The following is a 26,427-nucleotide window of genomic DNA, read 5'->3' as shown; positions in this document are numbered from 1 at the left end:
CTTTTTATTAATCAATACACTACTACCTTCTTTCTGAGTAATCGTAAAATGATCAACACCATAAGCATGTCGGGAACGCCGATGAAAAATAACGCTGTATTAAAATTAGAGCGTAGCTTTAACACAGCAACAATGAAGCTGAGCTGGATTCTAACATAGGCGAAGAACTTCGTCAATACACTAGCATTGCCACCTCTTGGGGGCAACTTATATTTAAAGTCATAGACGTAAATAGATTTTTTATTAGAATACTTTAAGTCTCCTATTATATCAGGGAGATGTGATACAAAACTGCCTGTGATAATTATTACTCGTTTATATACCCATGAAAGAATGGTTGCTAGATTAGCTAGTAGCGCATAATTGGTTGGGGAAGGCAATGGAAAAGTAAAGACTGCTATGGTGTCTTCGGACTCAGCCATGATCTGAGGAATACGTATTCTGTTCGAGCTTATTATATAATGGGATATAGTACTTTTTCACAATATTTTCCCATGAAAGCTCTCTTTCGGCGAAACGTCTCCCATTTTCCCCTAAGTGCTTTCTTAGTATAGGCTGGGTTATTAGCGATTCTAAAGCCCCTGCTAAAGCCTTTACATCGCCCTTATCTACTAGTATGGCATTTTCATGATTTTTCAGGTAATCAAGATAGTATACTAGATTGTAGGCAACAACAGGTAATCCAGACGCTAAAGCCTCTAATATTGCTAATGGGGCCGCCGCCTCAATTATAGATGGATGAACATATATATCGCATGATGCCATATATGATGCCACATCGTCGTGATGAGGGATCTCGCCTAAAAACTCCACAAATTTCTCAAGGTTGTGTTTTTCAATATATTGGCGCAATGATTCAAAATATTTGAATTCTCCTCCCTGTTTTCCGAATCGTCCGTGAAGAGGACCTATGAATATAAGCCTAAAGTTTTTAATACCAGAAGACACAAGAATTCTAGCAGCCTTTAAAAGATCTAGCTGGTTCTTACTTGGATGTACTCTTGCAACATAACACACTAAAACATCTACGTCTTTGCCCTTAATCATTTTTTCTCGAACTTCAAGGCTTCTTTTCACCGGGTTAAAAATTGAAGTATCAACCCCGTTAGGTATGAATACTGCAGTGCCGCCTATTCTTCTTTTAATCCAGTTTGTGATTACTCGTGATGGTGCAACAAATATCGTTTGTCTAGATTTAAGATACTTCAAGAGGAAACGTAGTGCTAAGTGGCGAAAACTAGATCTAGCGAACCAGGGGGGATAATGAAGTGATAGTAAAATACTTTTGTAGCTGTAGCGAATTATAGAGCTATAGCTACCGCATGCTATTAAATCGTGAAAATGCAGAATGCAGTTATCGCAATCAATACCATGTAAGACAATGCTCTTGAAAACTTTAGATAGCGTATTTGATGCTATAGGATTATATATGCTTACTTTAAAACCGTTGCTAGAAAGCTTTAATGATAGTTGCCATATTATTTCCTCTACAGCGCCTTTTTCGCTGGGGATAGGAATATCCATTGGCCCTATATAGATTATCCTCACTAGTAATCACCTGTTAAACTCATATAAACTTTTAATAATCTTGAAACAAGTTGTTCTGGCATAAACTTTCTTACTGCCTCGGCCTTAACCCTTAGCGATATATCGGAGAGCCTATTTTTGTTATCAGCTAAGTCAAGTATTATATCTGTTAACTCGTCGAGATCCTTGTAAATCGGTAAGGATTTTTCAGTACTAAAGAGCTCGTATACTAGTGGAGACTGCTTGAGGATGACTGGCATTCCGCTTGCCACCGCTTCACAAGCTATTAAAGGGGGGAAAGTAAAGAAGAAGGTTTTATCGAAGCCTAAGAAAAGGACATCTGACATAGCGAATAGTTGAATCGGGTCTTGTTTTTCGACTATCAGCACCCTATGATTTAAGCCGTACTTTTTGATCAGCATTTCTAATATGGAAAGATAATCTAGCGATAAATCTTGATATACTATGTTAGTGGGTGAGATAATTAGTCTCAGACGACTATTACTTCCTAGTGCTTTATTAAAAGCCTTTAAAAGCTCGAACACGCCTCGTTGAGGAGTTATATGCCCGATGTAAGATATTACGAAATCATCTTCTTTAAGTCCAAAGAGTTTCTTGTATTTTCCTGTAGAACTTCTTAATGAATTGTAATCAAAATCAAAAAACTTCTTTGGAACTATGGGAGGAATGTAGAAAGTCATTTTATCTGTTAGCTTTGTTCTTTTTACCAGAAATTCCTTAAGCAATTTAGAGGTAGCTATCACGGCTTCGAAAGACTTCATTAAAAGGAGAAGCTCTGTAAATTTATATTGCAGAAGCTTAAAAGCATCTGGACCATAATATATATGAGCGATTATTCTGAAGTCTTTACTTCTTGACGGGGTCAATTTATTTAAAAGCGCTGGGAAGACGCTACTATATGAAAGGATATGAACTATATCCACATCAACCGTTTTCAACTTCTCGAAAATCTTGTATGTTGATGTCATCCACTCCCAAACACTTGGAACAAGTCGTTTAAAATGGATCTTTTCTTGAGGTAATAGATTTCGTGCTGTCTCCAGCGAGAAGATGTAGGTACTTAAACTCGTATTTCTTTTAACTGCATCAATAATTCTCTTAGAAAGAATTCGATGGCCCTCTATTACATTATCGTTAAAATAATCAAGTGTTAGAAATGCTACACTTACATCTCGTATGTTCCTAGGTTCAAGCGAGTAAACGATATTGAACCTTCTAGACATTGATGGGATCACTATCATACGGTAACAATTTTACTCTCCTAAATAGGATGCCTATTCCTCTAGAACTAGGTAATTTAATCATTTCTAAGAGACTCCCATACTCGTGATATTTTAAAAAAGCTTGGAACGTATCCAAGTAGGTTTCGACAGATGCTTTAAGTGGTATAACAAGGTTGCCTCTGCCTTTCATGAGCTGATTTATAATCAATGCTTCAATGTGGTTCCCTGGCTTTATCGTCTTCTTACCTGAACTTAGTTCAATAACGTTCTTTAAGGCATTAACTATGCTATATACTATTATAACTGGTTTAACTAGATGTATATTGTACCTAAGTATGGATAGCAGTGCTTCTTCATCAATTGTTCCCAGTATGTAGTCGGCATGCATAACGTTAGCTAAGCTTATTGAAAAATCCTTAAAGGTAGAGTGTCCTGCTATAACTGCGAGTTCTAGCTCTGGTCTAAGAATATGTATGCTTTCCTTGAAGTAGCCTAATTCGCTGATTACTTCCTTAAGCTTTATCACTTTAATGTAGCCAAGGGTTCCAACGTAGATTCCAGGTTGCAAATCTACGTCTATATCGTAACCATTTATCGTTCTACGAAGCGTTAATGAATAGGTTCCCTTGCTAACTGCCTTATACCCAAGTTTTCCAATGATGATCGTTGAAGCCTTAAGCATTGAGACCTTATCAGTAAACAGTAGATCAATATCAGTCATATCGTAGGGGAAGGGCTTAATGGTTTTGAAAACGTAATACTCTATTCCATTACTGTTTAGCTCTTCAGCTATCATTTTCAGCTGTTTGAGGTATAACTGTGTTAGCTCTATTCTTTTCCTAAGATACGACCTATGAGTTTCTGAAAATAAATCAAACAAAGTGTGCAGAGATGATAAAACTTTTCCTTCCTTAGCTATCTGGAAAACCTTACTAGAAATTTCCTTGATTTTTATGCTTGGAAACGCTTCTAGATTAAGTTTTCCCATGCAATTATCTACAACGATTCTTAATGCCACTACATTATCTCTGTGTATCTTATTCAAGACTCAGGGCACCTCGATATAATACCGTGTTTATTCAATTCTCTGATAATTATTGGAAGTATTTCCACAGGCCTCTTATTGGTAGTATCGATTAGTAGCACTGGATGTATGAATTTATTTAAAGCCTGATATTTTGTATCCATGAGATTGCAAAATGACATGGTTAATCGTTCTTCAGACTTTCGCTTTAATGCTATTGAGGGATCAGCATAAACGTAAAAGTAGAGAGGCCTTAATGGTTGGATCCTCTCTAAAAAACGGGCAATCCTGACCATGTCGTTGTTACTTATTTTTGAGGTCAGTGACATCAAAACTACGAAATCAGGGACATACCTATCGGCTATAATTAAGATCTCGTCCTTGTATAAAGTTGCCAAGACTGCAAGAGGGAATATCTTCACAATAAACCACACTAAAACTCCCGCAATTTCGAGTAGAATATAGAACTTTTTGCTTTTGAAATATTTTGATACCATGTAATTCAAGTACAGGGGCTTACCTCTTGCAAATTTGTAGTCTATTCTCTTTATCCGGAAAAGAAATCGTATAAGAACATACATTATTGTATGATGACCTCTCATCCTAACGACCTTAACATTGTATGAACATTTTCTGAGAACATTGGAAAGATAGTGTATTATCGTGGATTTTCCACTACCATCAATGCCGTAAAAAACTATAATATACCTTATTTTATAAATGTGTGCCAGTCAAAGGCACCTATGCGCCGTGCATTTTCCTGATTCTCCTAGAGACAGTAGCGTTATTTTTACTGTGTGAAGATTCGTGTATAGAACTTTCAAATAGCATCTAATGTTTGATCAATCCTTTTATCTCTCCGATGAGCATTGCTAAGTCAATGGTATATTTCATCGTAAATACAGATAGGAAATCTGCCAGTCCGGCGCTGCGAGAAACTCGCAGGAGTCTTAGTGCATAAAGCATTGAGAGCAATGGGGCGATTAGATTAAGGTAAGTTAGCCTCCTGAGAACTATGTAGTCGCGGAGAACTCTTCTTCCGCCGCTCGTTAGGTCTTTTTCTATTCCTTCCCCGTATCTCATGTGCTTTCTGAGGTACGCCGCGAAAGAGGGCTCATCGACTTTGATTATCCTCAGCGTGGGCATGTACACGTATTTCATGCCTTGAATCGTTGCCAGGGCCGTCGCGCACCTGTCTTCCCCGAAGTACCGGGAGAGCGGGGGATAGCCATGTATCTTGCTTAGGGCTCTGCGTGAGAAGATTCGTGCTTGAGGAATTATGGAAGGCTTGTTCAGGTTCAGCTCTCCCTCGGATACTACGTCTATGAACGCGTTGAAGATCGAGGTAAATCGTTCGAGTCTTAGAACCTCAAGGCGAGGAGCGATGGCGTCGTACTCGCCTGAGAGCACTCTCCCGAAGTTCTCTACGAATTCGGGGTGCAGGATCATGTCGCCATCAAGGAATACGAGAAAGTCTCCTGTTGAATGCACGAAACCCATGTTACGTGAGAGTGAGAGGGAGGTTCCTGGGTCGCGCAAAAGCTTGACATTGTAGAAGTCGTTCTTGAATTGAGCTAGAAAGTTCGCGGCGAATTGGTACGTTCCATCATCGGACATCCCATCGACTACTATCAGTTCAACGATATACTGTTTAGAAAGTCTTCTAATGGAATCTAAGACGAAGGGTATTGTTATTCTATTATTTTTGGTCGAAACTATAACGCTCACTAAGGTCATGGTATGCACTTAGAACGGAGTACATAATGCTTCTCATCAACCTTGCTAGCAACGATGCGTTCTGATTTCATGCCAAAAAAGACATACTAACTGTTCCTAAGTATATGACCCTCTACTTCAGAGAGGTAGGGGTACTCGTGGCTTAGTATCAGTACTGTCGGTGGGGAAAGCATGACTTAGCTTTCTTGTTTTTGTTCGAACATGCTAAAGATGGTTTCATCAAAGTGGTGTGGATCGTGCTTTCTTCTCACTAGGAAGTGGCTGCTTTCGCGAGCCAAGGGACAGCCGAGGCGGTCGTACCACGCTAGAACTAGGTCATCCGGGAGGGGTTGGGCAACTAAGCGGTAAAGCACGAGGGGCGAGGTTCTTAGATCCGGCGCCTCGATTTTTACGTCTGCTTTATTGAGGATACGAGCTATCCTTTCGCCGGCTCTCCCGTCGCCTAATGGGTTTTGCGTGCATTTGCTTATTCTCTTTGTTAGGGCTCGCTCGAAGGTGGATAGTATATCTTCTTTCTGCGTTCCTGCTAGCTCCGATACTCCGAGGGCAATGCACTCGGGGTATTCTGTGTTGTACCTTAGTATAACGGTGGGTACTTTGAAGGTGCATGTGTCTACTTGTACGCCGCCGCTGTCTGTGAGCACGACTCGGGCGTGCTTAAGCAGGCCTAGGAATTCGAAGAAGCCGAGTGGTGGTAGTAGAAGAATGTTTTCTGATTGGAGTGCTTGCTCTAGGCTGTAAGCCTGTATGGCCTTCTTGGTTCTGGGGTGGACTGGGAAAACTACCTTGAACCTGTACTTTCTTGAAATTTCTACTAGTGCCGAGATTATTTGGGAAAGGGTTGACGGATCGTCGGTGCTAGCCTGTCGATGAACGGTGACCACCACGTACTCTCCTGGGTTTAAGCCATGCTCTTCGATTAATTCCTTGCCGCGTTCATCGATTACGCTTTCGTAATTTCGTATTACGTCGACCTCGGTACTGCCAGTTACGAAGATCTTACTGTATGGTATTCCCTCGTGGACCAAGTAAATTTGGGCTAGCCGTGTGAAAGCGAAGAGAATGTCTGCAATATGGTCGGCTACTATTCTGTTGATCTCCTCCGGCATTGTTCTGTCCCAGCTTCGCATGCCGGCTTCGAGGTGAGCAAAGGGTACATGTGACTTGGTGGAGGCGAGGGCTGCCGCCAGAGCCGTGTTCGTGTCGCCGAGCGCTACGACCACTCTGGGTCTGAGTTCATTGATGACTTTCTCTAGTCCTATCATGGCCTTGGCGGTTTGCTCTGCATGGCTTCCACTCCCGACGCCTAAGTCAACGTCGGGGTCAGGTACTCCCAGCTCCTGAAAGAAGACCTTGCTCATCTCGTAGTCGTAGTGCTGACCGCTCCACACCAAGGTGTACTCCTCGCGTCGAAGGTTCCATAGGACGGGGGCTAGCTTGATTATCTCGGGTCTCGTACCTGCGACGACCATTAAACTCATAAGAAAACCTCCTCGTACCTTTGTGCTAAGATTTTCCAATCGAAGTTTATTTCGACGTACTCCCTCGCCTTTTCCACAAGGCTCCTGTATTCTTCGTAGTTGTCGATAATCTGTAGGGTTAGACTTTCTAGGTCATTTATGTCACGGTAGTACAGCAAAAAGTCCTTAAACCACAGCTTGAACTCATAAAGATCTGCTGCAATTACAGGCCTAGAGCAGGAAAGAGATTCGAAAATCTTAACAGGTGTGCCTAGGTTCATTTGGATATTTTTAAAGGGCGCGTAGACTATGTCTGCAGCTGAGATGTAGGTGGGGATCTTTTCCTGGGGCTGTGGGGGTACGAGCTTGACGTTGTCCTCTACTCCCAGGGACCTGGCTTTTTGCTTGATCTCGAGGTCTAGGTGGCCGTAGGTTTTCCCTACGAGGAGGAGGAGTGCTTTGGGGTGTCTTGGCTTGAGCCTTGCTGTGAGCTGGAGTAGTGCCTGCCAGTCGATCCACTCGGCGATTGAGCCGTAGTAGAGCAGTATGGGGTCGTGGTTCTCGAGGGCGAGTTCTCTCCTCGCGGTTTCCTTGGGTGTGGGTTTGAAGAGCTTCGTGTCGACGCCGTTGGGTATGAGGTGTGCTGGCCTCCTGGCGTGCTTGTCGACGAGTTGCTTCAGGGCGTGGGATACGGTGACCACCTCGTCACTGTTCCTCAGGTTGTAAATCGTTATGGCGTAGACTGCCGTGTGCACGAGCTTTTTTGCGAGCCTGTTTCTGTAGTAGGCGGACGCCGACTCGGGGTAGTGGTCGAGGTAGTCGAAGACTGTCTTGACCCCCTGCCTCCTGGCCAGCCTTACGGCGAACGTCGATGGGAGGATGTTCGCGTGGACGATGACCTCTACTGGCTCGCGCTCGAGGGTTTTCTTCAGCGCCTCGTAGAGGGCTTTCGCGTTTTTGAGGTAGTACGTGCCGGGGTTTCCGGCGGGCTTGGCGGTGGGGAGGATGTCTGTGCGCCTCAGGAATCTTTCGATGCTTGTCGAGATGGGGTAGCTGGGGTATCTCAGCAGGTAGATGCTGTGGCGCTCCGCCCAGTGCCGGGCTAGGTGGTAAAGCCGGTTCGGCAGGGCGTTGTTTATCAGGTCGTTGGGCGGGACTAGGAGTATGTTCGTGCCTCTCACCCTGCTTTAGCTACCTCTCCTTCGGTTATAAGTTAGCTCGCGCTGAAAGATTCTGAACCCCCTGATTGGAACCGCGATCCTGTAGAACTTCACCTGGGGTCACCTCGACCCTGCAGTAGACGAGGTCGGCGCTGTGGAGGTGGCTGAGCGCGTGCCAGAAGTTGTGGATCCTGGTGTCCACGTCGTTGAGCACGACGACGCCCGCGTCCTTCGGGACGAGCCGCCTGGCGAAGTTTATGGTGTCCCACTTCCCCCTGGGCTCCCTGTAGACTACGCGCTGGTGGTTTAGCCGCTCGCCACACACGATGGTGAACGGTAGGCCGAGGCGCTCGAGCTCCGCCGCCTTCTCTTCGACGTGCCTGCGGTCCCTCGCGAGGACCACGACGAAGGGCCTGCCGGCGCGCTCCGCCGGCGGCTCGGTGCGCAGCGCGCTCACCGCCCCTCGCGCCTCCTGAGGAACCTAGCTATGTGCCTCTCGAACTCCTCGGCCGCGGCTATGAGCCTGGGTGCGTCGCTGTACAGCTCGTCGTAGTCCACGTCCAGGTACCGGTGAATTATTATGTTCCTCAGCCTTATCCTCTTGATGAGCTCGCTGGCCAACTCTTCGGGTATTACACCGTGCTCGGCGAGCTTTTCGACGTAGTCTTTCGCTGTGAAGCAGGGTCCCCAACCCATGGACGAAGCCACATGCCTGGCTACGTCTACCAGCGCCTCGACGATGAGCTGGTAGCCCCTCTCGAGGACTCTGCTGAGGATCGGTGAGCCTTTCACCTCGTCTAGGGGTTTCTTGAGCACCTCCTCCCGCAGGAAGCGTGCCTCGGACTTGACGAAGTCGAGCCTTCGCTTCACGACAGCTGGGTCCACCGATGTGGGGTCCTCCGATAGCAGCCACTCCCTGATGGAGAGCTCCCTGTACTCGCCGTACTCCCTGAAGGCCTCGTCCACCTCCCTCAACAGCTCTCCGTAGTAGCCTCTGTCGATGATTACGATGGAGTTCCTGACTATGCTGGCCTTGACCTCGGGGTCAGCCCGGTCCAGGTCTATTACGTCGACGAGGTCCTCCGGGATGCCCAGGATCCCGGCTATGTCGGCTAGGAGGGATGCCAGCGTTTCGTACTTCCCCCTTCTCTCGCTCAGCTTCACCGCCACGTCCAAGTCGTGGGTGCTGAGCCCCTTTCTTGCCAGTGAGCCCGTGATCGCCAGGAACGCTACGCTGGGGTACTTCGCGGCCAGGCCTCTGAGCTTCTCGAGGCCCTCGTCAGACACCCTGATCAAGCGCCAACCCCCCGCCGGGAAGCCTGTGCGGCTGCCATGATCCGAGCTAGCATCGATGAGTAGCCGCTCTGCATCTTCGGGCATCCGCGGCTCGGTTGTGGGTAAGCATTTTCGCTGAGCTGCTTCAGCTTAGAGCCTTCGTCCCTGTCCACTATTTTGACCCCCCTCTTCAGGATGCTCGCCACGAGTGCTGGCGATGCGTACTCCAGATCGAGGATGGAGATCTTCTCCTCGGGGATCTGGAGCTCCTCCGCCAATTCAGCCGCCACATGCGGAATGACGCTCGGCTTCGCTGTTACAACGGCTATATCTATATCGCTCGCCGGCGCAGCCCTCCTCTCAGCGTAGCTCCCGAAGAGGTACATGAGCTTGAGCTGGGGATACCTCTCCGCCACCCTCCTAAGCACTTCAACCAGCTTCCCCCTGTCAACCACCCTCATCACCTCATCCCCCGGTCCCGCTGCAGATTCGGACGCCTCGAGGCGTTACAGATTCACTGCAGTCCTCGGCTAGAGCTCTACTCCGTACTTCAGCGCTTCACTCACTACGCTTATCTCCCTCCTCCTCTCCTCGAACTCCTCCGGCGTGTAGCAGAGCAGGTCTACGTCTACCGGCGGCAGCGCCCCCTCTCTCCACAGGGTCTTCAGAATGTATGTGGCTCTATCCGTGAAGCCCATCCCCTCGAATGCCTTGGACACCACGATGAGGTCTATGTCTGACTCCTTCAACGCGTCTCCTCGCGCTCTGGAACCGAAGAGTATTATCCTCGCACCCGGTATGTGCCTCCTGATGGCCTTCACGACCCCTTCAACCATTTCATCCACTCCTCCCACCCTCAAGCACCTCCCCGGTGACGTGGTAGATCAGGCTCTTCAGGTAGAGCTGGGCCGCATACTCCGCCGGCAGCGCGCAGGTGTCGTAGTCGCCCTCCTGGCAGGCTCTCTGCGCCCACTTGAGCGCGCTCAGCGCCCTCTTGCGCAGGGTCTGAGCGTACTCGTCGCTCACCGACGGCTCGCCGCTCGAGCTCCTGGAGCCTGGGGCGCGTGGCCAGTGCTAACTGAGGATTAGCTCACTGGGCTGTGCCCCTGGTGTTGAGGGGGTTGGGCCTTGAGGGTTGCTGGGCGGAGTGCGGTGATGAGCGTTGAGACCTCGGCCCTGGTGAGTGTGCCTGTTGCGAGGGCGGCTAGGATGTAGCTGGCTGTGTAGACGGCCATCCCGGCGGCTGCCTTGAGGAGGGGGTGGGTTCCGGCTAGGAGTAGGGGGAGTGAGGGCAGGGCCGCTATGAGGGCTGGTAGGAGGGGGGTGGGCTCGAAGGCGTTTTCCCGGGCTTTGAGATAGGTGTACGTGAGGCCCGCGGCCTGCGAGAGGATGATCGAGGCGGCGACTCCCGGGGCCCGGGCGGAGAGGGTGAGGGGGTATATGGCGGCTAGCTGGGTTAGGCTTGAGGCGATGGAGGCCTTGAGGACTGTCTTGTTGTCCCCCCGCGCGACGAGGTACTGGGTGAGGGCCGTGGAGCCGAAGAGGGGTAGGAGGTACTGGAGGGCGAGGATCCTGAGGGGGAGGGCAGCGGCGCTGTAGGCTTCGCCGTAGATCGCCTGGACGAGGGGCTCCGCGTATAGGAGGGTGTAGACGGCTATCGGTGCGGAGATGAGGGCTGAGGTCCTGACGACGTGCCTGAGGGCTCGCCTCTCGCCGCCGTTGGAGGAGGAGATGTAGGGGAGGGCCATGGAGGAGAGGGGGGTGACGAGGACGCCCGCGAGCGCCGAGAAGTTCATCGCCGCGGCTAGGGCGCCGATCTCCGCGTTCCCAAGGAGCTGGCCGGTCGCGGCGGTTCTGGCGAAGGCAACCAGGGTGCTGAGGACCCCTGGGAGCCAGAGGGGCGCGCCGAAGGAGATGAGCTCTCTGAGGCCGGTGAGGGTGGGCCTCCAGGGGCCCGTGGCCCTCCGGTAGAGGGCTAGGGCGATGAGCGCGGCGAGGAGGTAGGCTGCGCTGTGCCCGGTGACTGCGCCGTAGTAGCCCGCGGCGAGCGCCAGGCTTGGGACGAGGGCCGCCCTGAGGAGCTGGAGCGCGACGCCCGCCTTCGCCGGGACGTCTGCCCTGCCCACAGCCGTGAGGAGGTTGGCCGCGGCGAGCGGGATTGCCAGGGCTACGGAGAGGGAGGCTAGGGCTACCGTCGCTGCGAGCTCGGGCCTCCCGACGGCCTGAGCGAGGAGCTGAGAGGATGCGAGGCCGACGGCGGCTACTGCCAGTGCGTTTAGGAGGGCGAACGTCAGGGCTGTGTCGAGCACCTGCTTCGAGCTCTGCCTGTCTCGGGAGGCCTTCCTGACTGCGGCCTGGTCTACGCCGAGCCACGAGAGGAGGGCTAGGAGGCCTGCGGCGGAGATGGAGAGGCTGTAGAGGCCGTAGCCGCTGGGGCCGAGGATCCTCGCGATGGCTATCGACGCGAGCCCGGCTATGAAGGTGGCGGTTAGCTGGCCGGCTGTGAGCCACGCTGTACCCCTGAGGAAGTCCTCGAGCTCCACGTGCCCCTACCCGGCTCTACGCTTCAAGCCTCACGGCAACGAGGGCCTGTAGAGTGGTGGTGTGTTGAGGTAGCTTAGCCCCGCGAGGATGGCTAGCCTTGCGTCCCTCGCGAGGCTGAGGAGCCCCTCCGCCGCGCTCCTCATCCCCAGCCTCAGGGCTAGCTGGGCTTTCCGGCTTATGAGCTTGAGGCCCAGCTCGTAGGCCCTGATGACGAGGGCCTTCTGGGGCCAGACCCTCTGGAGCACGGCTAGGAGCGCTTCGCGGAGCACGGGGCTCCTGATGCGGCGTAGGCGAGATGCGAGCACGAGCAGGGCCCTCTCCGCGGGCTTAAGCCTCCAGTAGATCCCTGAGCGCCTGGCTTTAGTGAGGGCGGCGCGGACGAGCCTCGGCGTAACCTCGACGTCGACGTCACCAAAGGAACACTGCCCGCGAGAGAGGGCCGAGCGCTCGCTCCCCGCCATAAGGAAGACGAAATTTATTCTATTGAAAGAATATATGCTTTTCTATGGGGTGATGAGGTAGGCTTTGAAGGTGGCGTTGGGGTTTAGGGGCACTGTTGTGGCGTTGCAGAAGCCCTGGGGGAGGTCCCTTGTGGTCACCACGATTAGGGGTTTCCGCAGGGAGGCGCAGGTGAGGGTTGCTGTGTCGAGCCAGGTTAGCTGCTGGGGTGTGGGGTTTCTCAGGTAGAGGTGTATAAACCTGGCCGGGCTCGGGTCTGCGACTATGGGGGTGTGGTTCAGGGATGCGACCAGCCAGGCTGTCCTGTTCATGTCCTCAAGGGCATGCGGCGTGTTGCCTGGAACCATCGCGTAGGGGAACTCGCGTATAGCGGAGGTGTACTTCGAGGTCATTGGGGAGCCTGCGAGGTAGTAGGCTGACGGCAGGGCCACCGTCACGGCCAATGCTACGGCGAGGAGCCTCCTGTCAGGGTTTGCCTCGAGCATACTCAGGAAGGCGAGGGGCGCCAGGATTGGTGAGAGCTGGATGAGGAACCTGTACCACGTAGCGGCGGCGGTGTAGGGTGCGATCAGCGGCGAGGCCCCGGCTAGGAGCAGGGCTATCGCGGCGACTGCCGTGTACCTCGGCTTGTGCCTCGTGAGGGACGCGGGGAGCAGTATGGGTGCTAGCTCGGCCGCGATGTAGGCTAGTGCTTGCGGGGCTTCGTCTGTGTAGTCGTAGGGGACGAGGCCTGGCGGTGCCAGCTGGGTGTAGGGGTTCGGCGTCACTGGGGCTTTCCAGTACCAGAGCTCGAGGAGCGTCGAGGCTGCAAGGGCTAGCAGCGGTGCCGCGGGGTTTCGACGCCTGCTGAGGGTTTCCCAGAGCCAGTAGGCTGAGAGTGCTATCGCCGCGAACGCCGTGACCTCGTGGGACATCGCGGTCAGGACGAGCAGGGATGCCTTGGCGAGTGGGGCTGGGTTCGCGGTGTCGAAGGCCGCCAGGGTGGCGACGAGGAGGATGCTTCCGAGGTGCTGCCTCTAGTAGTCCCAGGAGATCCTGAGGTTGAGTATGTACAGGGAGGAGAGGACCGACGCGGCGTAGCCCTTCCGCCAGTCCCCTGAGAGTCGCGCGGCGTAGACGCAGGTGGCGGCGGCGAGGGCCCCGTAGGCTAGGGGCGGGTATGCCTTGAAGGTGAGCCACGCGCCTGCGAACTTGGCGGGGAGGACTAGGAGGATGTCGAGGAGCGGGGGGTGTTCCTCATCGCGCCCATCCAGTGGTAGGCGGTGAACGGGTTCAGCCTTTCGAGGAAGTCCTGGAGGTGGGCCGTGTACTCGACTGTGTCCCAGCCTATGTGCCAGGGCCAGTACTTCAGCTCGGGGTAGAGCCTCAGGAGGAAAGCTGTTAGGAAGGCTAGGGTTACGGCTCTTCGAGGCGTGTTCGGGCTCAGCTTCCCGGCTAGGAGGGGCCTAGCGGCGGCCAGCAGGTTGTGCAGCGCCGGGGCATCGGCGAGGAGGATGGGCTGGGATAGGAGGAGGTGCGCCAGGGAGGGTACGAGGTTGAGGGCTGAGAGGGGGACTATGAGCAGGGCTAGGGGGAGGGCTCTGGGCGTGTGCAGCGTGCCCACAGGGGGGTTCATCAGGTCGTAGTCCAGCATGGACTGGATGGTTGAGGCTAGGCGGGCGAGGACAAGGAGGGCGGCGTAAGCCAGGTTGAGCGTGTACGTTGAGGCCACGCTGTGCGTCCTCCAGAAGGCCTTGACGTTCATCAGCGCGGCCGCCAGGGATAGCAGGAAGTCGGCCCAGAGGAGGTAGTCCAGGCGCACCATCGTGACGAGGCTAGGGTTTTCCCGGAAGACGGCTACTCCGTGGAGGCCGGCCATGAGGCCTAGCGCGTTGAGGGCGGTGGCGGTCAGGAGCCAGAGCCTCTCCTTCATTTTGCTCACACGCCGCTCCAATGTCGTGCTCAAGTAAAAAAGTTACTCTGTGAGGGGGTTCCCTGGCTTTCCGCGCGCCTATGGGCGGGCTTCACGACTCCTGCGCAAGCACCCTTCCGCGCGGAGCCTCGGGAGTTGTTCGCGAGTGGCCTTTGGGTAAAAAATATAATAGCTCGGCCTGCTTGTATGCTCTCAGTGTAGTGATGGCTAGGGTCTCAGCGTACCAGGGCTTCGGTGTTTCCTTTGTGGTCGCGGGCTGCGCTCTAGCGGTTGCCACTTACCTTCTCCTCGGCCTCGTGCCTCTGGTGGCCTTGTGGATCGGCTTGGCGGTTGTCGGTGCAAGCATGGCCTTGACGCCCTCCCGCCTGGAGGTCTCTAGGGAGCTTCTGGGGCTAGTCGACTCCTCGCTGACGAACATGGCTGTGGCGCTCGAGTTCTTCAGGGTTGGTAGCTACAACCTGTACGCGTCGTACGGCGGGGAGGTGTACGTTTTTGTGTCCAAGAAGCCTATCTCCAGCGTGCCCGCTGAGAAGCCGGACTTCTTCGTGAGGGTTGAGGGTGATAACGTGGTTATTGCTCTCAAGTCGCCTGTGAGCGGTCTTGTTTCGGGCGGAGGGGGTGACTTCTGCGGCCTCGTCGAGGAAGTGGCTGTGGACAGGCTTGGGCTGGCAGAGTGGGTTCGGTGCGTTGAGCGCGGCGGGGAGGCTCTCGTCGAGTTTAGAGGGGGAAGGGCCTCCAGCCCTTACAGGCTCACTTCGACTGTCGGGAGCATATACGGGATTGTGGCCGGGAGCGTGATGGCCGTTCTCAGGGGTAGTGCCACTGTGGTGAGCGACGTTGAGGAGGGGGGCTTGAGGAGGGTTGTCGTTAGGGGTGGGGCTGGTGGAGAGGGAGCATCTGGCTAACACCCTCCTCGCGTTCATGATCTTCACGACCTTCTGGGCTCTCTACTCGCTGGGGGAGGGCAGGGTTGACGCCTACATCTCGATGTATGCTCTCGAGTACTTCGTCGTGAAGGCGGTGCTCAGGCCGAGGCGCGCCACGAGGGACTACCTGGCTGTCGCTCTCTTCGCGGCTTTCGCGGTCGCGGTCGCACTCAGGGTTCTCGAGGTGCTCGGCTTTTGAAGCGTATTCTCCTCCTGGCTTTGGCCGTCCTAGCCTTATCTGCCTTGGCTCAGCCCTTTCTGGTCAGGCACGTCGACCCCTCTCTGGTCCCGGAGTCGGGGCCCGACGCTCTGGCTCTCGCCAGGCTGTACCTGTCCTACTCCTCGTACCTGGCGGGCTTCGACATCGCATCTGCTAAGGACATCCTCACCAACGCCTCTGCGGTTTATGTGCCTGAGCGCTACAGGGCGGCCTACCAGAGGTTGCGCGAGCTCCTTGACTCCTACACGGGGGCGATCAACGAGAGCAAGGCGCTGCTGGACCTGGCGGAGGCTTTGTACGTGAAGGGGGACTTTGGGACTTCGCTGACCGTGCTCGAGAACGCTTCCACAAGCTTGAGCGTGGCGGAGATCCGCTACTCGTACGTTGAGTCAGCTGTGGAGGTCCTGCGCTCCCTCGGGCTCCCGGGCAGCGTGCTAGACCAGATGACGTCGAACCTCAGGTACCCGCTGGACGTGTTGAAGGAGAGGTACGTCGCCCTCCGCGACAAGGTCAGGGAGGCTCTCGAAACCGCTGTGGGGACTTCCCTGGAGCTGGAGGTCTCCAGCAGTGAGGTCTTGTACGGCGAGTATCTGGGTGTCAGCGGGAGGCTTGCCTCCGTAGAGGGGTCTGGAGTGCCGGGTAAGACCGTGTACGTGTACCTCGACTCTGAGAGGTACACCACCGTTACCGACGGTGAGGGCTACTTCAGGCTGTGGATCCCCGTGAGGGTTTACCAGAGCCCTGTGAGGGTCTACGGGGAGTTCTTGTCGGATGGGTTCTACAAGTACGCGAGGTCGCGGGACGTGTACGTTAAGGTTGTCTTCTACGAGCCGGGCCTCGAGGCGTGGCTCGATAACCAAACTTGCCTGCCGGGGAGAAGCTTCTCTCTCCACGTGCGTGCGGACGAGGGGCTTGAGGTCAGCGTCGAGGGGCCGTTCGGGTTTAACGCGAGCTTTGCTTCAAACGGCTCGGTGTACAGCTTCTCTATCCCTGTCCCTGCTTCAGCCCGGGAGGGTACGTACACCATCCGGGTTGCCAGCTCCCCGAGGGGCGTGATTGCACCAGGCCTGGTGACCCTGAGGGTGAGTGTGGTAAGGTTCACGCCGAGCGTTGAGGTTAATGCCCCAGCTTTCATTTTGACTGGCTTCACGTACGCTATCTCGATTTCGCCGAGCGTGGAGTCCCGGCTCAACGTTTACACTGCTCCAGGCGTTTTCACCTATGTTCAGGGTTACAACGTTTCCTTGAGTGTGCCTCACACCTACCTGGATAGGAGGCTCAGGGTAGTGCTTCATGTCTCCCCGCTGGATCCTGGGTATAGGGCCGTGGATCTGGGTTTGGAGCTGCCGGTTTACAACGTTTTCGTCTTCCTGGTGGCAGGGGGTGTGCTGGTGTTTGTTGCCCTCGCGTTACTCCCTAGGGGATCCTCTGGTGGTCCCCTGAGCCCCCCTCTTGAAGAGGCTTTGCCCGCGGGAGCGGCGTCAAGGCGCGGCGGAGAGGTCAGGGAGGATGGTTTGAGGGGCCTTTTCCAGTCTCTGGTGGAGCTCCTGGAGAGGCTTAGCGGTGTCAGGTTTGAGCCCAGCTACACTATTCGGGAGTACCTTGGAGCGGTCAGAGGCAGGGTTTCCGAGGCTCTGTGGAATCCTATCAGGTTCTTCATGCTGAGGCTTGAGGCGGTGCTTTACAGCCAGCTTGAGGGCGAGAGAGCTTTGATAGAGCGCATCATAAGGGCTTTTGTGAGCACCCTGGGTGGTGGGGGTTGAGGGGGTATATTCTTCTCGGCTTAGGCTTGGCGCTTGTCGTGCTTGTCTTGATGGTTGCCCTTGTCCCGTCTACAGACGACTTTTCACCTGACAACCCTCTCTGGAACGGCCTGACGGCTTTCTGCCAGGCGTTTAACGTCAGCGTTGTCGGCGTCGCGGATATAGGAGGGTTGCCTCGCGACTCAGCCTTAGTTATTGTAGGACCCTCGCTCAACCTGTCAGGCGCCGGTGCCGCGGGTCTGAGGGGCTTCGTCGAGGAGGGCGGGTTGCTCGTCGTCGCGGATGACTTCGGCTCGGGGAACTCTATCCTGGAGGCCCTCGGGGTCTCTACGCGCGTAGGTGGTGCGCTTCTGGAGGACGGTGTCTTCATGTACAGGTCTCCTTTACTCCCCAGAGCGGTTTCACGGGTTAATGGCAGTGGCTTTGATCTTTACTTGAACTACGCCAGCTACGTGGAGCCTGACGGGAGGGGGGTTTGCCTGGCCTACTCGTCGCCTTTCAGCTACCTCGACTTGAACTCGAACGGTGTCCGCGACGAGGGGGAGCCCTACGGGCCTTTCTGCGTGGCCTACGAGGAGCCTCTGGGCCGTGGCCGGGTAGTCGTCCTCTCAGACGCGTCAATTTTTATAAACTCGATGCTTAGTATGGGAGGGAACTATGAGATGATAGGGAGCGTGCTGGGCCAGAGGGGGGTCTACGTCCTGGGCGGGCTTTGGAGCGGGTCTACCTACACTTACGCGAGGTCGCTGATTGTTGGTGCTGTAGGCTTGGTGTACGGTTCGACGTTGAGGTACGTGAGCGTTCCCCTGACTGGCCTGCTCGTTTACGTCGTGTCTCTCCTTGTTTATAGGAGGGTGAAAAGAGTTATCCCTAGCTGATATGAACATTGGAGGTGGGTGTTAGTGGAGGGTGGTAATAGCGTTGGGGAAACTGCTCTAGTAGCTGAGGCGAAAGCTTTCCTGAGTCGGGCAGCCGAGATCCTGAACAAGCTTGACGCCTATATCGTGGGCTACGACGACCTTAAGAGGCTACTCCTGGTAGCCACGCTCACGGGGGGGCATATCTTCCTCGAGGGGCCCCCTGGGACCGGTAAGACTAGCATGGCTAGGGTCTTTGCGAGCCTTATTGGAGGCTCCTTCAAGCGCGTCCAGATGACGCCCGACCTTCTTCCGAGCGACATTATAGGCACGTACTACTTCGACTTGAGGAGAGGGGAGTGGGTTTTAAGGAAGGGGCCTGTCTTCACGAACGTCCTGCTTGTTGATGAGCTGAACCGCGCTCCTCCGAGGACGCAGAGTGCTCTGCTGGAGGCGATGCAGGAGAGGGAGGTCAGCATTGAGGGCACCAGGTACGCTCTTCCAAAGCCCTTCCTCGTGCTCGCGACGCAGATGCCCATCGGCACAGAGGGTACCTACCCCTTGACACCCGTGCTTATAGACCGGTTCGCTTACGGGTACCATACCTCCTACCCCGACGAGGGGATCGAGGCTATGGTTGTTGAGATCTCGGACGCTGTTGAGTCTGTGCTCGAGGAGGCTCCAGGCGAGGCCCCGTCGAAGCTCAGGCCCTCTGTCGGGCAGGAGGAGCTCCTCAGGGCCATGGACCTGGTGAAGAGGGTTTATGTCTCGCAGAAGATCTTGAGGTACATTGTGAGCCTTGTCGGGTTTGTGAGGCGTTCCAGCGAGGTCCTCGTGGGTCCTTCGCCTAGGGCTAGTATTTGGCTTTACCGGGGGGCAAGGGCCTGGGCTCTCCTGGAGGGAAGGGGGTACGTTATCCCGGACGACGTTAAGAGCATTGCTAGGTACGTTCTGGCTCATAGGGTTGTTTTGAAGCCGGAGTTCCAGTCTGAGGGCGTTTCGCCCTTCGATGTTGTGGAGAAGGCTTTGAAGAGCGTGGAGGTCCCCAAGGTATGAGGATCAACCTCCCGGATCGCGGCTTCGCGTTCACGGCTATGCTGCTCTTCCTTTGGGCTTCAGCCCTTATCCTTCGAGACCGGCTGTTAGCCTTGATTGGCGCTGGGGCATCGCTCCCCCTCCTACTCGACTTTGCGTGGCTCGTGCGCTCCTCTCGAGGGCTGGTGCTAGATGTAAGGGGCTCGCCTCTTCAGGAAGTTTGGGTTTGGGAGAGGCCTGGCTTCGAGGTTGTGGCTGGGGGTTCGTTTGAGCCCGTCGGGCTACCTAAGTGGTTGAGGGTTAGCGGGGTGGAGGCTAGGGGGAAGGTGCTGCTGTACCGCTTCGAGGCTGTTTTCAGGCACAGCGGCGTGTACAGCCTTGAGGCCCTCGTTGTTAAGGTTTCCAGCAGGCTCGGCTTTTTTGAGCTCCTGGAGGAGTTTCCAGTGGGCCTTTCCTTCCGCGTCAAGCCCGCAACGCTCTTCTGGCTACAGCAGGCTCTCGCCTTGCTCGGGATTGGGGAGGGGTTACGAGGCCGCACGCCGAGGGGCGTCTCACCTCAAGTCATCTACTCGAGGTTTATTCCGGAGGAGTACGTCGAGAGCAGGGAGTACTGGCCCGGCGATAACTTGAAGTTTATTGACTGGAAGGCTACAGCTAGGAGGCAGAAGCTGTTCGTCAAGGAGTTTCGAGAGGGGGCTGGCTCCCAACCTATGTTGACCTTCGACACGCGGTGCCTCGGGCCGTACACCTGCGACGCTGTGGCTTCGGCTGTGCTCTCGCTGGCTGTGGGGCTTACAGCGCAGGGTGTGGGTGCCTCGGGTGTTTACGATGTCGAATCGGGACGGCTGCTGGCTTTCAGCTCCCCTCACGGGGTTCTCGCGTACGTTGTCAACAGAGTCTTGGAGTCTAAGGTCGCGGACGAGCTGGACTTGTATGAGTTTATTGAGCCCCCGACGTTTTACGAGCTGCGCAGGGTTTTGAAGGAAATAGCTGGTTTAAGCCTACGGTTTGAAGGCAGTAGTCTGGCGAAGGTGCTGTCGCACGGGAACATCGTGTATGCTACTACCCTCCTCCACAATACTAGCGAGGTTTTAGATCTCGCCTCCAGCGTCTCCATGCAGGGCGGGACTTTGAGCCTCGTTGTGCCGGCTGAGCCGTGGCTGGATGCCCGTAGCGAGGCGGAGGCTGGGGTAGTAAAAGCCAGCTTTCGAAGAATCCTTGGAAAACTTTCCTCGACAGGTGCCCGTGTGCTTCTCTGCGGGGAGGGGGCTCCGGGCATGCTGGTTGTTGAAACTTCCGCATGAGACTCTTTCAGCGCGCACTCTGGGGGCTACGAGTGTTTTGCTGCAGCTAGTGATGCTTGCGTGGCGCGTCACAGTTTGCTCGGATGGGTTAAGGTGCAAGTGGAAGCTGGCGTCCATCGGGCTTTTCAGCAGAGTGTGTGAGGTAACGTTTAAAGGGAGAGGGCTCGTGGGAGGGTTGGGGGGAAGTTCTGTGGATGGCTGATTTGGCCAGAATTGTTAGAGCTTGGGTGATCCTGATCGGGGTGTGCACGAGGGGGGAGGTCCTCAGGGTTGCCCTGCTGGTTGTTTCCCTGCCGCTTACGCTGTCCTCCATCTACCTCGTCGGCTCGGTTGCTGTGACCCAAGAGGCCGCGACAATAGCTACAACGACTCTCGGCCCGGCTCAGCAGAGGCCTGGTTGCATCTGGGCCAGGATTGCCTACGCGCAGATCGGGGGTGAAGGCCTCGTACCTGTTTATCTCGTCGGGAATACCGGTGACTTCCTCAGCATGTACGGTTGCAAGGCCGCGTACGCTGTCGGGGGCGCCAGCGGCGCTCTTCTAAGCGTCGAAGCCTGGAAGAGCTTTGCTGGTCGCGATATACGCTTTTCAACACCCCTAGGGGTTTACAGTGTGGGCGTTGTGGGCTTCGTTGAATGCAGGTACCTTGGAGGGAGCTTTGCCGTCGTGAACTTCACCGTGGGCGAGGGAGGGCTGAGGCTTTGCCCTCAGCCTTTGACCCAGCTGGAGGTGGTCGGTGACCTCGGTGCCGGCTTCTCGAGACTCATGCTTCTTCTGGCACTCCTGTCACTCCTCCCGTTCGCGGTGGCCTCCCCTCTAGCCTTCTCAAGGGCTGTCGAGTCTATCTCCCGGGAGATCTCAGTGCTGAGGGGTCAGGGTTTAGGGCTCGGTGAGCTTGAGTCCGCTGTATTTCTGTCTCTCGCGAGCGTAATCCTCGTCTCATCCGCCTACGGTGTCGCCGCCGGCGTCGTGATCGCCCATGGTGCTCTCTGGGCTTTGAGGTTCTTCGGGTTTACCGTGTTCTCCAGGCCTCTCCCCCCGCCTACAGTGCTGGCGCCATTCACCATGCACGTCGTGGTAACTATTCTTTCAGGCTTCCTGGTCACACGCTTCAAGGTGGGTAGAAGTGAGGGTGCTTGCTGAGGTTGCCCGCGTCTGGGGTTTCAGGCTACACGTTTTGGTGTTTCTCCAAATCCTGCTGATGGAGCTCGCAGTCATCGCCTCAGGCTCGCTTCTATTCGGGGTCTACGGGTTCTACGATAGTATCGTGGATGCCGGGAGCCCCGGGGCTGTCGTTGTGACGAGCATCTCTTTGGCACCTTTCACCTCCGTCGTCAACGTTGGCCAGCTAAGGGAAAGGCTCGGGAGCGTTCCCGGCGTTGAGATCGAGGAGAGAGTCTACGCGCTGGTTAGGCTAAGGAACTCAACGGTAATCTTAGTGGGTCTAGGGGAGGGGGCCCTCAAGAGTGTTTCCTCATCGGCCAGCTCCGCGCGACAAGGCTGCTTGCTGGTAGGGGAGGATTTAGCACGTGAGCTCGGCGCGCGCGAGGGGGTAGAGATTCTTGTCTACTCGCCTTACACTTCCCTCCCTTACGTTCTCCGGGTCTGCGGCCTCGCCAGTGGGTGGCCCTACTCGTGGATGCTCGTCTCAGACCTTACGACTGCCCGTTTTATCCGCGGGTTTGGGTCGTCTCAGGCTTCGGTTGCCGTAATCCGCTCTGAGAGGGGGGCCGCTGCAGTGCTGGAGGCGCTCGGTTCTGGTCCCTACGGGAAGGGCGTCGGGGAGAGGGTAGTCCTGGCGGTTAGGAGTGCAGGTGGCAACTTCAGCGCGAAACTTTACTCGGCTTACGCCGGTGAGGCGCTTGACAGGCTTGGAGTCCCGGTGGAGGTTTTCCAAGCTCTGGTTGTGGCTGTGTGCGCGACGCTGGCTGTGTCTGCCTTGATGCTTGGAGGGTTTGTGCTCGCGGCGCGGGCTAGGGAGTTTGCCGTGTTAAGGTACACTGGTGTATCCTCGAGGTCCTTGAAGGCCGGCTTGGTCGCAGTGCTACTTGCCTACGCGGCACTAGGCGGGGTTCTGGCGGGCCTTATCCTGTGCTACGCGCCTTTGGGTCTCAGGCTCTTCGGGTTCGTGGTGAGGCCTGCTCCCTCACCGATGGTCCTGGCCGCGGGCGTGGTACTTGTCTGGGTCTTCGCCTCTGCAGGCGTTTTGGGAGGGGAGGTGTTTGAGTAAGCTACATCACGCAGCTCTGGGATTGATTCTCTGCGCGGGCCTGCTACTCCACCTGCTCCCTTACCTTATTACGGGTGAGCCCTTTTCGACCGACGTTTGGCCGCTGATTAGGGCGAGTGAGAGAATTGCTTCGAACTCGAGCTTGAGAATATGGGATGACCGCGCCTTTGATGGTTACAATAACAGGTGGCCTGGCGTTATACTAGCATCTGCTATGTTCTCGCTGGTTTCAGGTGTTGGCGTCGAGCTAACCTACAGCTTCTCCCTCCTTGTGGCTTCGCTTTTGTCGTCTTCCCTGATGCTAGGTGCTTTCGCTAAGCGCATCATCGGGCGGGGTGGCCTTGCTGAGGCTTTGCCTGCGGTTTGGCTGTTTTACCCGTCAGTCGCTGTTTTCGCGTCCTCTCTACTCAAGGAGGTTTACGCCTACCCGTTTCTCTTCGCTTTGCTTCTCCTTACCACTCGCGGCTCGCGCCGGGACGTGCTGGTGGCTACGGTGCTCATGGGAGCTCTGGTTCTGAGCCATCACCTGGCTTCGATTATGGCTTTCTCGCTGTTTTTGAGCTTAGCTGTAGTTTGCACAGGCTTGAAAGCTATTGGCTACTACAGGAAGCCGTGTCCTATTAGACCGGTTAGGAGCATCGTGCTGGGGCTTTTAACAGGGGGGTTTTTCCTTCTGTACTACACGGCTTACGGTGGTGCTGGGTTACGGTTGAGGCTGGGGTTCGCAGACGCGGCTATGCTCGCTCTGTACGCCTGCTACCTCACGCTGGGCGTTGTCGTGTACTTGAGGTTCTCGAGGGTTGGCTATGTCGAGGGGCTTGTTGGCGTGTTGGTGCTTCTACTTTTACTGTTCTCGTCGCGGACGCCCGCTGTTGTAGGGCTCAGTGTAAACTACGGGGAGCTGTTACCCTATGTGGCGCCTGCTTTCGCTCCCTTCATTTTCCTGGTTTCGAGGAAGCTCCCCCGCAGGGAGCTGTTGGCGGCGGTGTATGCTCTCTCCCTTCCGCCGAGCGTTTTCTCCCTCTACGTGCTATTCGCCAAGCCCGAGCTTGCTTCCATGCTTCACAGGTTTTTGAACTACTTCTCTCTCCCGGCAGGGGTGCTCGCATGTGTGCTGTCCAGTGCTGGGAGGCGAGTTATCAGGGCTGGTGTGGCTCTCTCGCTGCTTCTACTTGCTCTCTCAGCCTTCAGCCTTGTCACGCTCTCAAGCTTCGGGGGCGGCCCCGCCTTCTACTGGCGTTACAGTGAAGCAGAGGTCGAAAGCCTCAAGGGAGTGTTGGGGCTTGTGAGGGGTGGTGTCCTGGGCGGCGACGATAAGGTTAGCTACTTCTGCGCAAGCGTCTTGAGAGTTGATACCGGCAGTGTTCTAGCTTACTCATACGCAGGTAGAGCGCTCCCGACCGGGTTCCCATCAGTGGTCCTGAGGGATTACTTTTCCAAAGGCTATGTGAGCGGTTTGAGTGTTTACCCAGTGGAACCTTTCCTCTCTTCACTGCCCAGGTTTAGCAGGCTCTTTGACTCAGGTGAGGTGTTTGTCGTTGCGGGAGGCTAGGATCGTGCTTGGCTTAGAGAACGTTTCGAAGTCTCTTGGCAATACCAGAGTGCTCGACGGGGCCAGCCTGAGCGTCAGGGCAGGGGAGTTTGTCGTCGTCAGGGGGCGGAGCGGGGTGGGAAAATCCACTCTTGCACGGATAGCGGCCCTCATCCTTAAGCCGGACTCGGGGCGCGTGGTGTTTAACGGTGTCGATGTTACAGGTTTTGATGATGGGAGGCTTTCTAGAGTCAGGCTGAGCTATATCGGCTACGTTGACCAGTACTTCTCGCTCATAGACTCCTATACGGTCTACGAGAACGTGGAGCTTCCTTTGAGGATCATGGGCTTACCTCCGGGTGAGAGGCGCGTACGCGTAGAAAACTCTTTAAGGCTCCTGGGGATCGAGAGCCTGTCGGACTCCCTGCCTAGCGAGCTCAGCGGGGGGCAGAGGCAGAGGGTTGCCGTGGCGAGAGCCGTCGCTAAGAGGCCTTTGCTACTCGTCGCGGATGAGCCCACATCCAACCTCGATAACTACTCAGAGGCACTGGTGGTTTCGCTGTTTAAAAGGCTCTCAGCCGAAATCGGGGTGGCCGTGCTCATGACTACAACCGACCTTGTTACGAGCTTCCCGTCGGACAGAGACCTTACGCTTCTAGATGGCAGGATTGTTGATAGGGAGGCAGTAAAGAAATATTAGACTGGTTTTTAACCGAGTGGGTGTGTTTACCTTGCGCGGCGCTCTCTGGCTTACCTTCATGCTACTCGTACTCTCCGTAGTGCCGGCGTTCTGCGACCCTCTGGATGACAGGGTTTCACCCATCATCAAGGATCTCGAGTACCTTAGCGGCAAGGGGGTTGACGTCTCGAACGTGACGAGGAGCCTTAACGCGGCGATAAGGCTCTACGAGGCGAACCGGACGAGCGAGGCCGCGAGCCTCCTCGACAACATCTCGTCTGAGGTGCAGTCCCTGAAGGCCACCGCGGAGGAAGTGTCCTTCAGGAAGGCCGTGACCAAGTACTCGCTGGCAGCGCTCGTGCTCTCACTCCCTCTAGTCGCCTACCTCGCGATCCCGCGGGTGTACGTGTACGTCTGGTTCAGGCTCCACCGCGGCTGGCTCGTCGAGAAGAGGAGGGGTGGTGGGGAGTGATACTGGACGAGGAGGTCTTCGCCGTGATACTGGCCGTCGTTACGGTGGCCTCGGTTTTCGCAGCGGCCCAGCTTCTGCGCCCGGAAGTTCAGGAGCCCTTCACGGCGCTGGGGCTGCTCGACGCCCAGTGCAGGATAGGGGACTATCCCAGGAGGGTTATCCCGGGGCAGCCTATAGATCTCTGCGTCTTCGTGTACAACCACGAGGGCAGGCCGATCTACTACAAGGTCGTCTTCAGGGTGGGGACCAACGGGACCATCCCCTCTAACTCGACGCCCTCCCCCGAGCCGCCCATCGCCGAGTGGAGGGGCGCGCTTGCCCACGGCGAGAACGCCACCTTCAGGGTGTCCGTGGCCGTGCCTCAGGGCTTCAACGGGAGCAGGGCGGCCCTGATCTTCGAGCTTTGGGTGTACAACGCGACCGAGGGCGGTTGGGTGTACACGGGCAGGTGGACTCACCTCTACGTGGATGTCGTCAGGCCGGGTGTTTAGCGTGGCTACGCTAGAGGAGTACGCGGCTTCCAGGTCTCGCGGGAAGCTGAGCTACAGGGTGCTCAGGGAGGTCTACGAGGAGGTCTCCAGGGGGGCCGTGGAGCTCGTGGACCCCTCCCCGCCGTTAAGCCTGGCGGGGTACCTGGCTAGGCTTGACTACAGCCTGTGGTTCTGGTCAACCTTGACGCTCTCCTCCGCGACACTGCTTCTAGTGTACCTCAGCTGGGCCCAGCCCGCGCTCACCGTCCTCAGGTACGTTTTCGGCTCGCTCTTCGTCCTCTACCTGCCTGGCTACGTGCTCGTCGAGGCCCTCTACCCTTCGGAGCGCGAGCTCAGCCCGTTGGAGCGCCTCGCCCTGTCCATCGGTCTCTCGCTGGCCGTGGTGCCCCTGCTGGGGCTGCTGCTGAACTATACCCCGTGGGGGATAAGGCTGACGCCTGTAGCCCTCACCCTCTACGCGTTCACAGCTTCGGTCGGCGTGCTCGCCGCCTACAGGAAGTTGGCTGTTGTTCGGCTCGAGACCGAGCTGGTCAAGCGTAAAAATAAATCGAGACAGAGGTAGTTTATGAGTCGGGGAT

The 26,427-nt window shown here is 55.4% G+C and carries 31 protein-coding genes; 14 read left to right on the top strand and 17 right to left on the bottom strand.

Features of this window, described 5'->3' with window-relative positions; genetic code table 11:
* Window positions 1–11: 11 nt before the first annotated feature.
* The 16 genes from MOV14_RS08585 to MOV14_RS08510 form a co-directional block, all read right to left on the bottom strand.
* The gene (locus MOV14_RS08585) at window positions 12–422 is read right to left on the bottom strand and encodes a hypothetical protein (protein ID WP_318536914.1); all 411 of its coding nucleotides are present in this window, start codon (window positions 420–422) and stop codon (window positions 12–14) included.
* Window positions 415–1,548: a glycosyltransferase family 4 protein gene (locus MOV14_RS08580; protein WP_318536913.1), complete on the bottom strand. Its 1,134-nt coding sequence runs from the start codon at window positions 1,546–1,548 to the stop codon at window positions 415–417. Before MOV14_RS08580 ends, MOV14_RS08585 begins: the two co-directional genes overlap by 8 nt.
* Window positions 1,548–2,771: a glycosyltransferase family 4 protein gene (locus MOV14_RS08575; protein ID WP_318536912.1), complete on the bottom strand. Its 1,224-nt coding sequence runs from the start codon at window positions 2,769–2,771 to the stop codon at window positions 1,548–1,550. The genes MOV14_RS08580 and MOV14_RS08575 overlap by 1 nt, the downstream gene beginning before the upstream one ends.
* Entirely contained in the window at window positions 2,764–3,816 is a 1,053-nt protein-coding gene (locus tag MOV14_RS08570) for a nucleotidyltransferase family protein (RefSeq protein WP_318536911.1), read from the bottom strand. The genes MOV14_RS08575 and MOV14_RS08570 overlap by 8 nt, the downstream gene beginning before the upstream one ends.
* The gene (locus tag MOV14_RS08565; RefSeq protein WP_318536910.1) at window positions 3,813–4,397 is read right to left on the bottom strand and encodes a hypothetical protein; all 585 of its coding nucleotides are present in this window, start codon (window positions 4,395–4,397) and stop codon (window positions 3,813–3,815) included. The genes MOV14_RS08570 and MOV14_RS08565 overlap by 4 nt, the downstream gene beginning before the upstream one ends.
* 229 nt (window positions 4,398–4,626) lie before the next feature.
* Complete coding sequence (locus tag MOV14_RS08560; protein WP_318536909.1) at window positions 4,627–5,523, bottom strand: glycosyltransferase family 2 protein; 897 nt, start codon at window positions 5,521–5,523, stop codon at window positions 4,627–4,629.
* A gap of 185 nt (window positions 5,524–5,708) precedes the next feature.
* A complete protein-coding gene (gene wecB / locus MOV14_RS08555) occupies window positions 5,709–7,013 on the bottom strand; it encodes a non-hydrolyzing UDP-N-acetylglucosamine 2-epimerase (protein ID WP_318536908.1) in 1,305 nt (434 codons plus the stop codon).
* A complete protein-coding gene (locus tag MOV14_RS08550) occupies window positions 7,010–8,173 on the bottom strand; it encodes a glycosyltransferase (RefSeq protein ID WP_318536907.1) in 1,164 nt (387 codons plus the stop codon). The genes wecB and MOV14_RS08550 overlap by 4 nt, the downstream gene beginning before the upstream one ends.
* Window positions 8,174–8,198: 25 nt before the next feature.
* Window positions 8,199–8,609 carry a hypothetical protein gene (locus MOV14_RS08545; RefSeq protein WP_318536906.1) on the bottom strand — a complete coding sequence of 137 codons (411 nt, stop codon included), beginning with the start codon at window positions 8,607–8,609 and terminating at the stop codon, window positions 8,199–8,201.
* Window positions 8,606–9,439, bottom strand: coding sequence for a type VII toxin-antitoxin system HepT family RNase toxin (gene hepT / locus MOV14_RS08540; protein WP_318538156.1), 834 nt, complete (start codon window positions 9,437–9,439; stop codon window positions 8,606–8,608). The genes MOV14_RS08545 and hepT overlap by 4 nt, the downstream gene beginning before the upstream one ends.
* A gap of 5 nt (window positions 9,440–9,444) precedes the next feature.
* Window positions 9,445–9,888 (bottom strand): type VII toxin-antitoxin system MntA family adenylyltransferase antitoxin, encoded by a 444-nt coding sequence (gene mntA, locus MOV14_RS08535; RefSeq protein WP_318536905.1) that lies wholly within the window; start codon window positions 9,886–9,888, stop codon window positions 9,445–9,447.
* A gap of 69 nt (window positions 9,889–9,957) precedes the next feature.
* A complete protein-coding gene (locus MOV14_RS08530) occupies window positions 9,958–10,263 on the bottom strand; it encodes a nucleotidyltransferase domain-containing protein (protein ID WP_318538155.1) in 306 nt (101 codons plus the stop codon).
* Window position 10,264: 1 nt separating this feature from the next.
* A complete protein-coding gene (locus MOV14_RS08525) occupies window positions 10,265–10,453 on the bottom strand; it encodes a HEPN domain-containing protein (protein WP_318536904.1) in 189 nt (62 codons plus the stop codon).
* A gap of 59 nt (window positions 10,454–10,512) precedes the next feature.
* On the bottom strand, window positions 10,513–11,970 hold the full coding sequence (locus MOV14_RS08520; RefSeq protein WP_318536903.1) for an oligosaccharide flippase family protein: 1,458 nt from the start codon (window positions 11,968–11,970) through the stop codon (window positions 10,513–10,515).
* 30 nt (window positions 11,971–12,000) lie between these two features.
* Window positions 12,001–12,432 carry a hypothetical protein gene (locus tag MOV14_RS08515; protein WP_318536902.1) on the bottom strand — a complete coding sequence of 144 codons (432 nt, stop codon included), beginning with the start codon at window positions 12,430–12,432 and terminating at the stop codon, window positions 12,001–12,003.
* A 42-nt stretch (window positions 12,433–12,474) separates the two neighbouring features.
* Window positions 12,475–13,344 (bottom strand): hypothetical protein, encoded by an 870-nt coding sequence (locus tag MOV14_RS08510; protein WP_318536901.1) that lies wholly within the window; start codon window positions 13,342–13,344, stop codon window positions 12,475–12,477.
* On the opposite strand from MOV14_RS08510, the gene MOV14_RS09980 reads away from it, so the two are divergent.
* Window positions 13,328–13,450, top strand: a complete 123-nt coding sequence (locus MOV14_RS09980; RefSeq protein WP_326403686.1) for a hypothetical protein — start codon at window positions 13,328–13,330, stop codon at window positions 13,448–13,450. The genes MOV14_RS08510 and MOV14_RS09980 overlap by 17 nt on opposite strands.
* Window positions 13,451–13,634: 184 nt before the next feature.
* On the opposite strand, the gene MOV14_RS08505 is transcribed toward MOV14_RS09980, so the two are convergent.
* Window positions 13,635–14,351 (bottom strand): hypothetical protein, encoded by a 717-nt coding sequence (locus MOV14_RS08505; protein WP_318536900.1) that lies wholly within the window; start codon window positions 14,349–14,351, stop codon window positions 13,635–13,637.
* A gap of 194 nt (window positions 14,352–14,545) precedes the next feature.
* On the opposite strand from MOV14_RS08505, the gene MOV14_RS08500 reads away from it, so the two are divergent.
* The 13 genes from MOV14_RS08500 (at window position 14,546) to MOV14_RS08440 (ending at window position 26,411) form a co-directional block, all read left to right on the top strand.
* On the top strand, window positions 14,546–15,247 hold the full coding sequence (locus MOV14_RS08500; RefSeq protein WP_318536899.1) for a hypothetical protein: 702 nt from the start codon (window positions 14,546–14,548) through the stop codon (window positions 15,245–15,247).
* Window positions 15,225–15,467, top strand: a complete 243-nt coding sequence (locus tag MOV14_RS08495) for a hypothetical protein (RefSeq protein ID WP_318536898.1) — start codon at window positions 15,225–15,227, stop codon at window positions 15,465–15,467. Before MOV14_RS08500 ends, MOV14_RS08495 begins: the two co-directional genes overlap by 23 nt.
* Window positions 15,464–17,251, top strand: coding sequence for a hypothetical protein (locus tag MOV14_RS08490; RefSeq protein WP_318536897.1), 1,788 nt, complete (start codon window positions 15,464–15,466; stop codon window positions 17,249–17,251). The genes MOV14_RS08495 and MOV14_RS08490 overlap by 4 nt, the downstream gene beginning before the upstream one ends.
* Window positions 17,248–18,129 carry a DUF4350 domain-containing protein gene (locus MOV14_RS08485; protein WP_318536896.1) on the top strand — a complete coding sequence of 294 codons (882 nt, stop codon included), beginning with the start codon at window positions 17,248–17,250 and terminating at the stop codon, window positions 18,127–18,129. The genes MOV14_RS08490 and MOV14_RS08485 overlap by 4 nt, the downstream gene beginning before the upstream one ends.
* Window positions 18,130–18,153: 24 nt before the next feature.
* A complete protein-coding gene (locus tag MOV14_RS08480; protein ID WP_318536895.1) occupies window positions 18,154–19,164 on the top strand; it encodes an AAA family ATPase in 1,011 nt (336 codons plus the stop codon).
* Complete coding sequence (locus MOV14_RS08475; RefSeq protein ID WP_318536894.1) at window positions 19,161–20,447, top strand: DUF58 domain-containing protein; 1,287 nt, start codon at window positions 19,161–19,163, stop codon at window positions 20,445–20,447. The genes MOV14_RS08480 and MOV14_RS08475 overlap by 4 nt, the downstream gene beginning before the upstream one ends.
* Window positions 20,448–20,641: 194 nt before the next feature.
* Window positions 20,642–21,589 (top strand): hypothetical protein, encoded by a 948-nt coding sequence (locus MOV14_RS08470; RefSeq protein WP_318536893.1) that lies wholly within the window; start codon window positions 20,642–20,644, stop codon window positions 21,587–21,589.
* Window positions 21,573–22,676, top strand: coding sequence for a hypothetical protein (locus tag MOV14_RS08465; RefSeq protein ID WP_318536892.1), 1,104 nt, complete (start codon window positions 21,573–21,575; stop codon window positions 22,674–22,676). The genes MOV14_RS08470 and MOV14_RS08465 overlap by 17 nt, the downstream gene beginning before the upstream one ends.
* Window positions 22,669–24,228: a hypothetical protein gene (locus tag MOV14_RS08460; RefSeq protein WP_318536891.1), complete on the top strand. Its 1,560-nt coding sequence runs from the start codon at window positions 22,669–22,671 to the stop codon at window positions 24,226–24,228. Before MOV14_RS08465 ends, MOV14_RS08460 begins: the two co-directional genes overlap by 8 nt.
* Complete coding sequence (locus tag MOV14_RS08455) at window positions 24,209–24,907, top strand: ABC transporter ATP-binding protein (RefSeq protein WP_318536890.1); 699 nt, start codon at window positions 24,209–24,211, stop codon at window positions 24,905–24,907. Before MOV14_RS08460 ends, MOV14_RS08455 begins: the two co-directional genes overlap by 20 nt.
* A 31-nt stretch (window positions 24,908–24,938) precedes the next feature.
* Window positions 24,939–25,358, top strand: a complete 420-nt coding sequence (locus tag MOV14_RS08450; protein WP_318536889.1) for a hypothetical protein — start codon at window positions 24,939–24,941, stop codon at window positions 25,356–25,358.
* Window positions 25,355–25,849 carry a DUF1616 domain-containing protein gene (locus tag MOV14_RS08445; RefSeq protein ID WP_318536888.1) on the top strand — a complete coding sequence of 165 codons (495 nt, stop codon included), beginning with the start codon at window positions 25,355–25,357 and terminating at the stop codon, window positions 25,847–25,849. The genes MOV14_RS08450 and MOV14_RS08445 overlap by 4 nt, the downstream gene beginning before the upstream one ends.
* A gap of 1 nt (window position 25,850) precedes the next feature.
* Window positions 25,851–26,411 (top strand): DUF1616 domain-containing protein, encoded by a 561-nt coding sequence (locus MOV14_RS08440; RefSeq protein ID WP_318536887.1) that lies wholly within the window; start codon window positions 25,851–25,853, stop codon window positions 26,409–26,411.
* Window positions 26,412–26,427: the final 16 nt, after the last annotated feature.

The organism is Infirmifilum sp. NZ, from assembly GCF_022693705.1.
Taxonomy (GTDB): domain Archaea; phylum Thermoproteota; class Thermoprotei; order Thermofilales; family Thermofilaceae; genus Thermofilum.
This window is presented reverse-complemented; position numbering and strand designations above follow the sequence as displayed.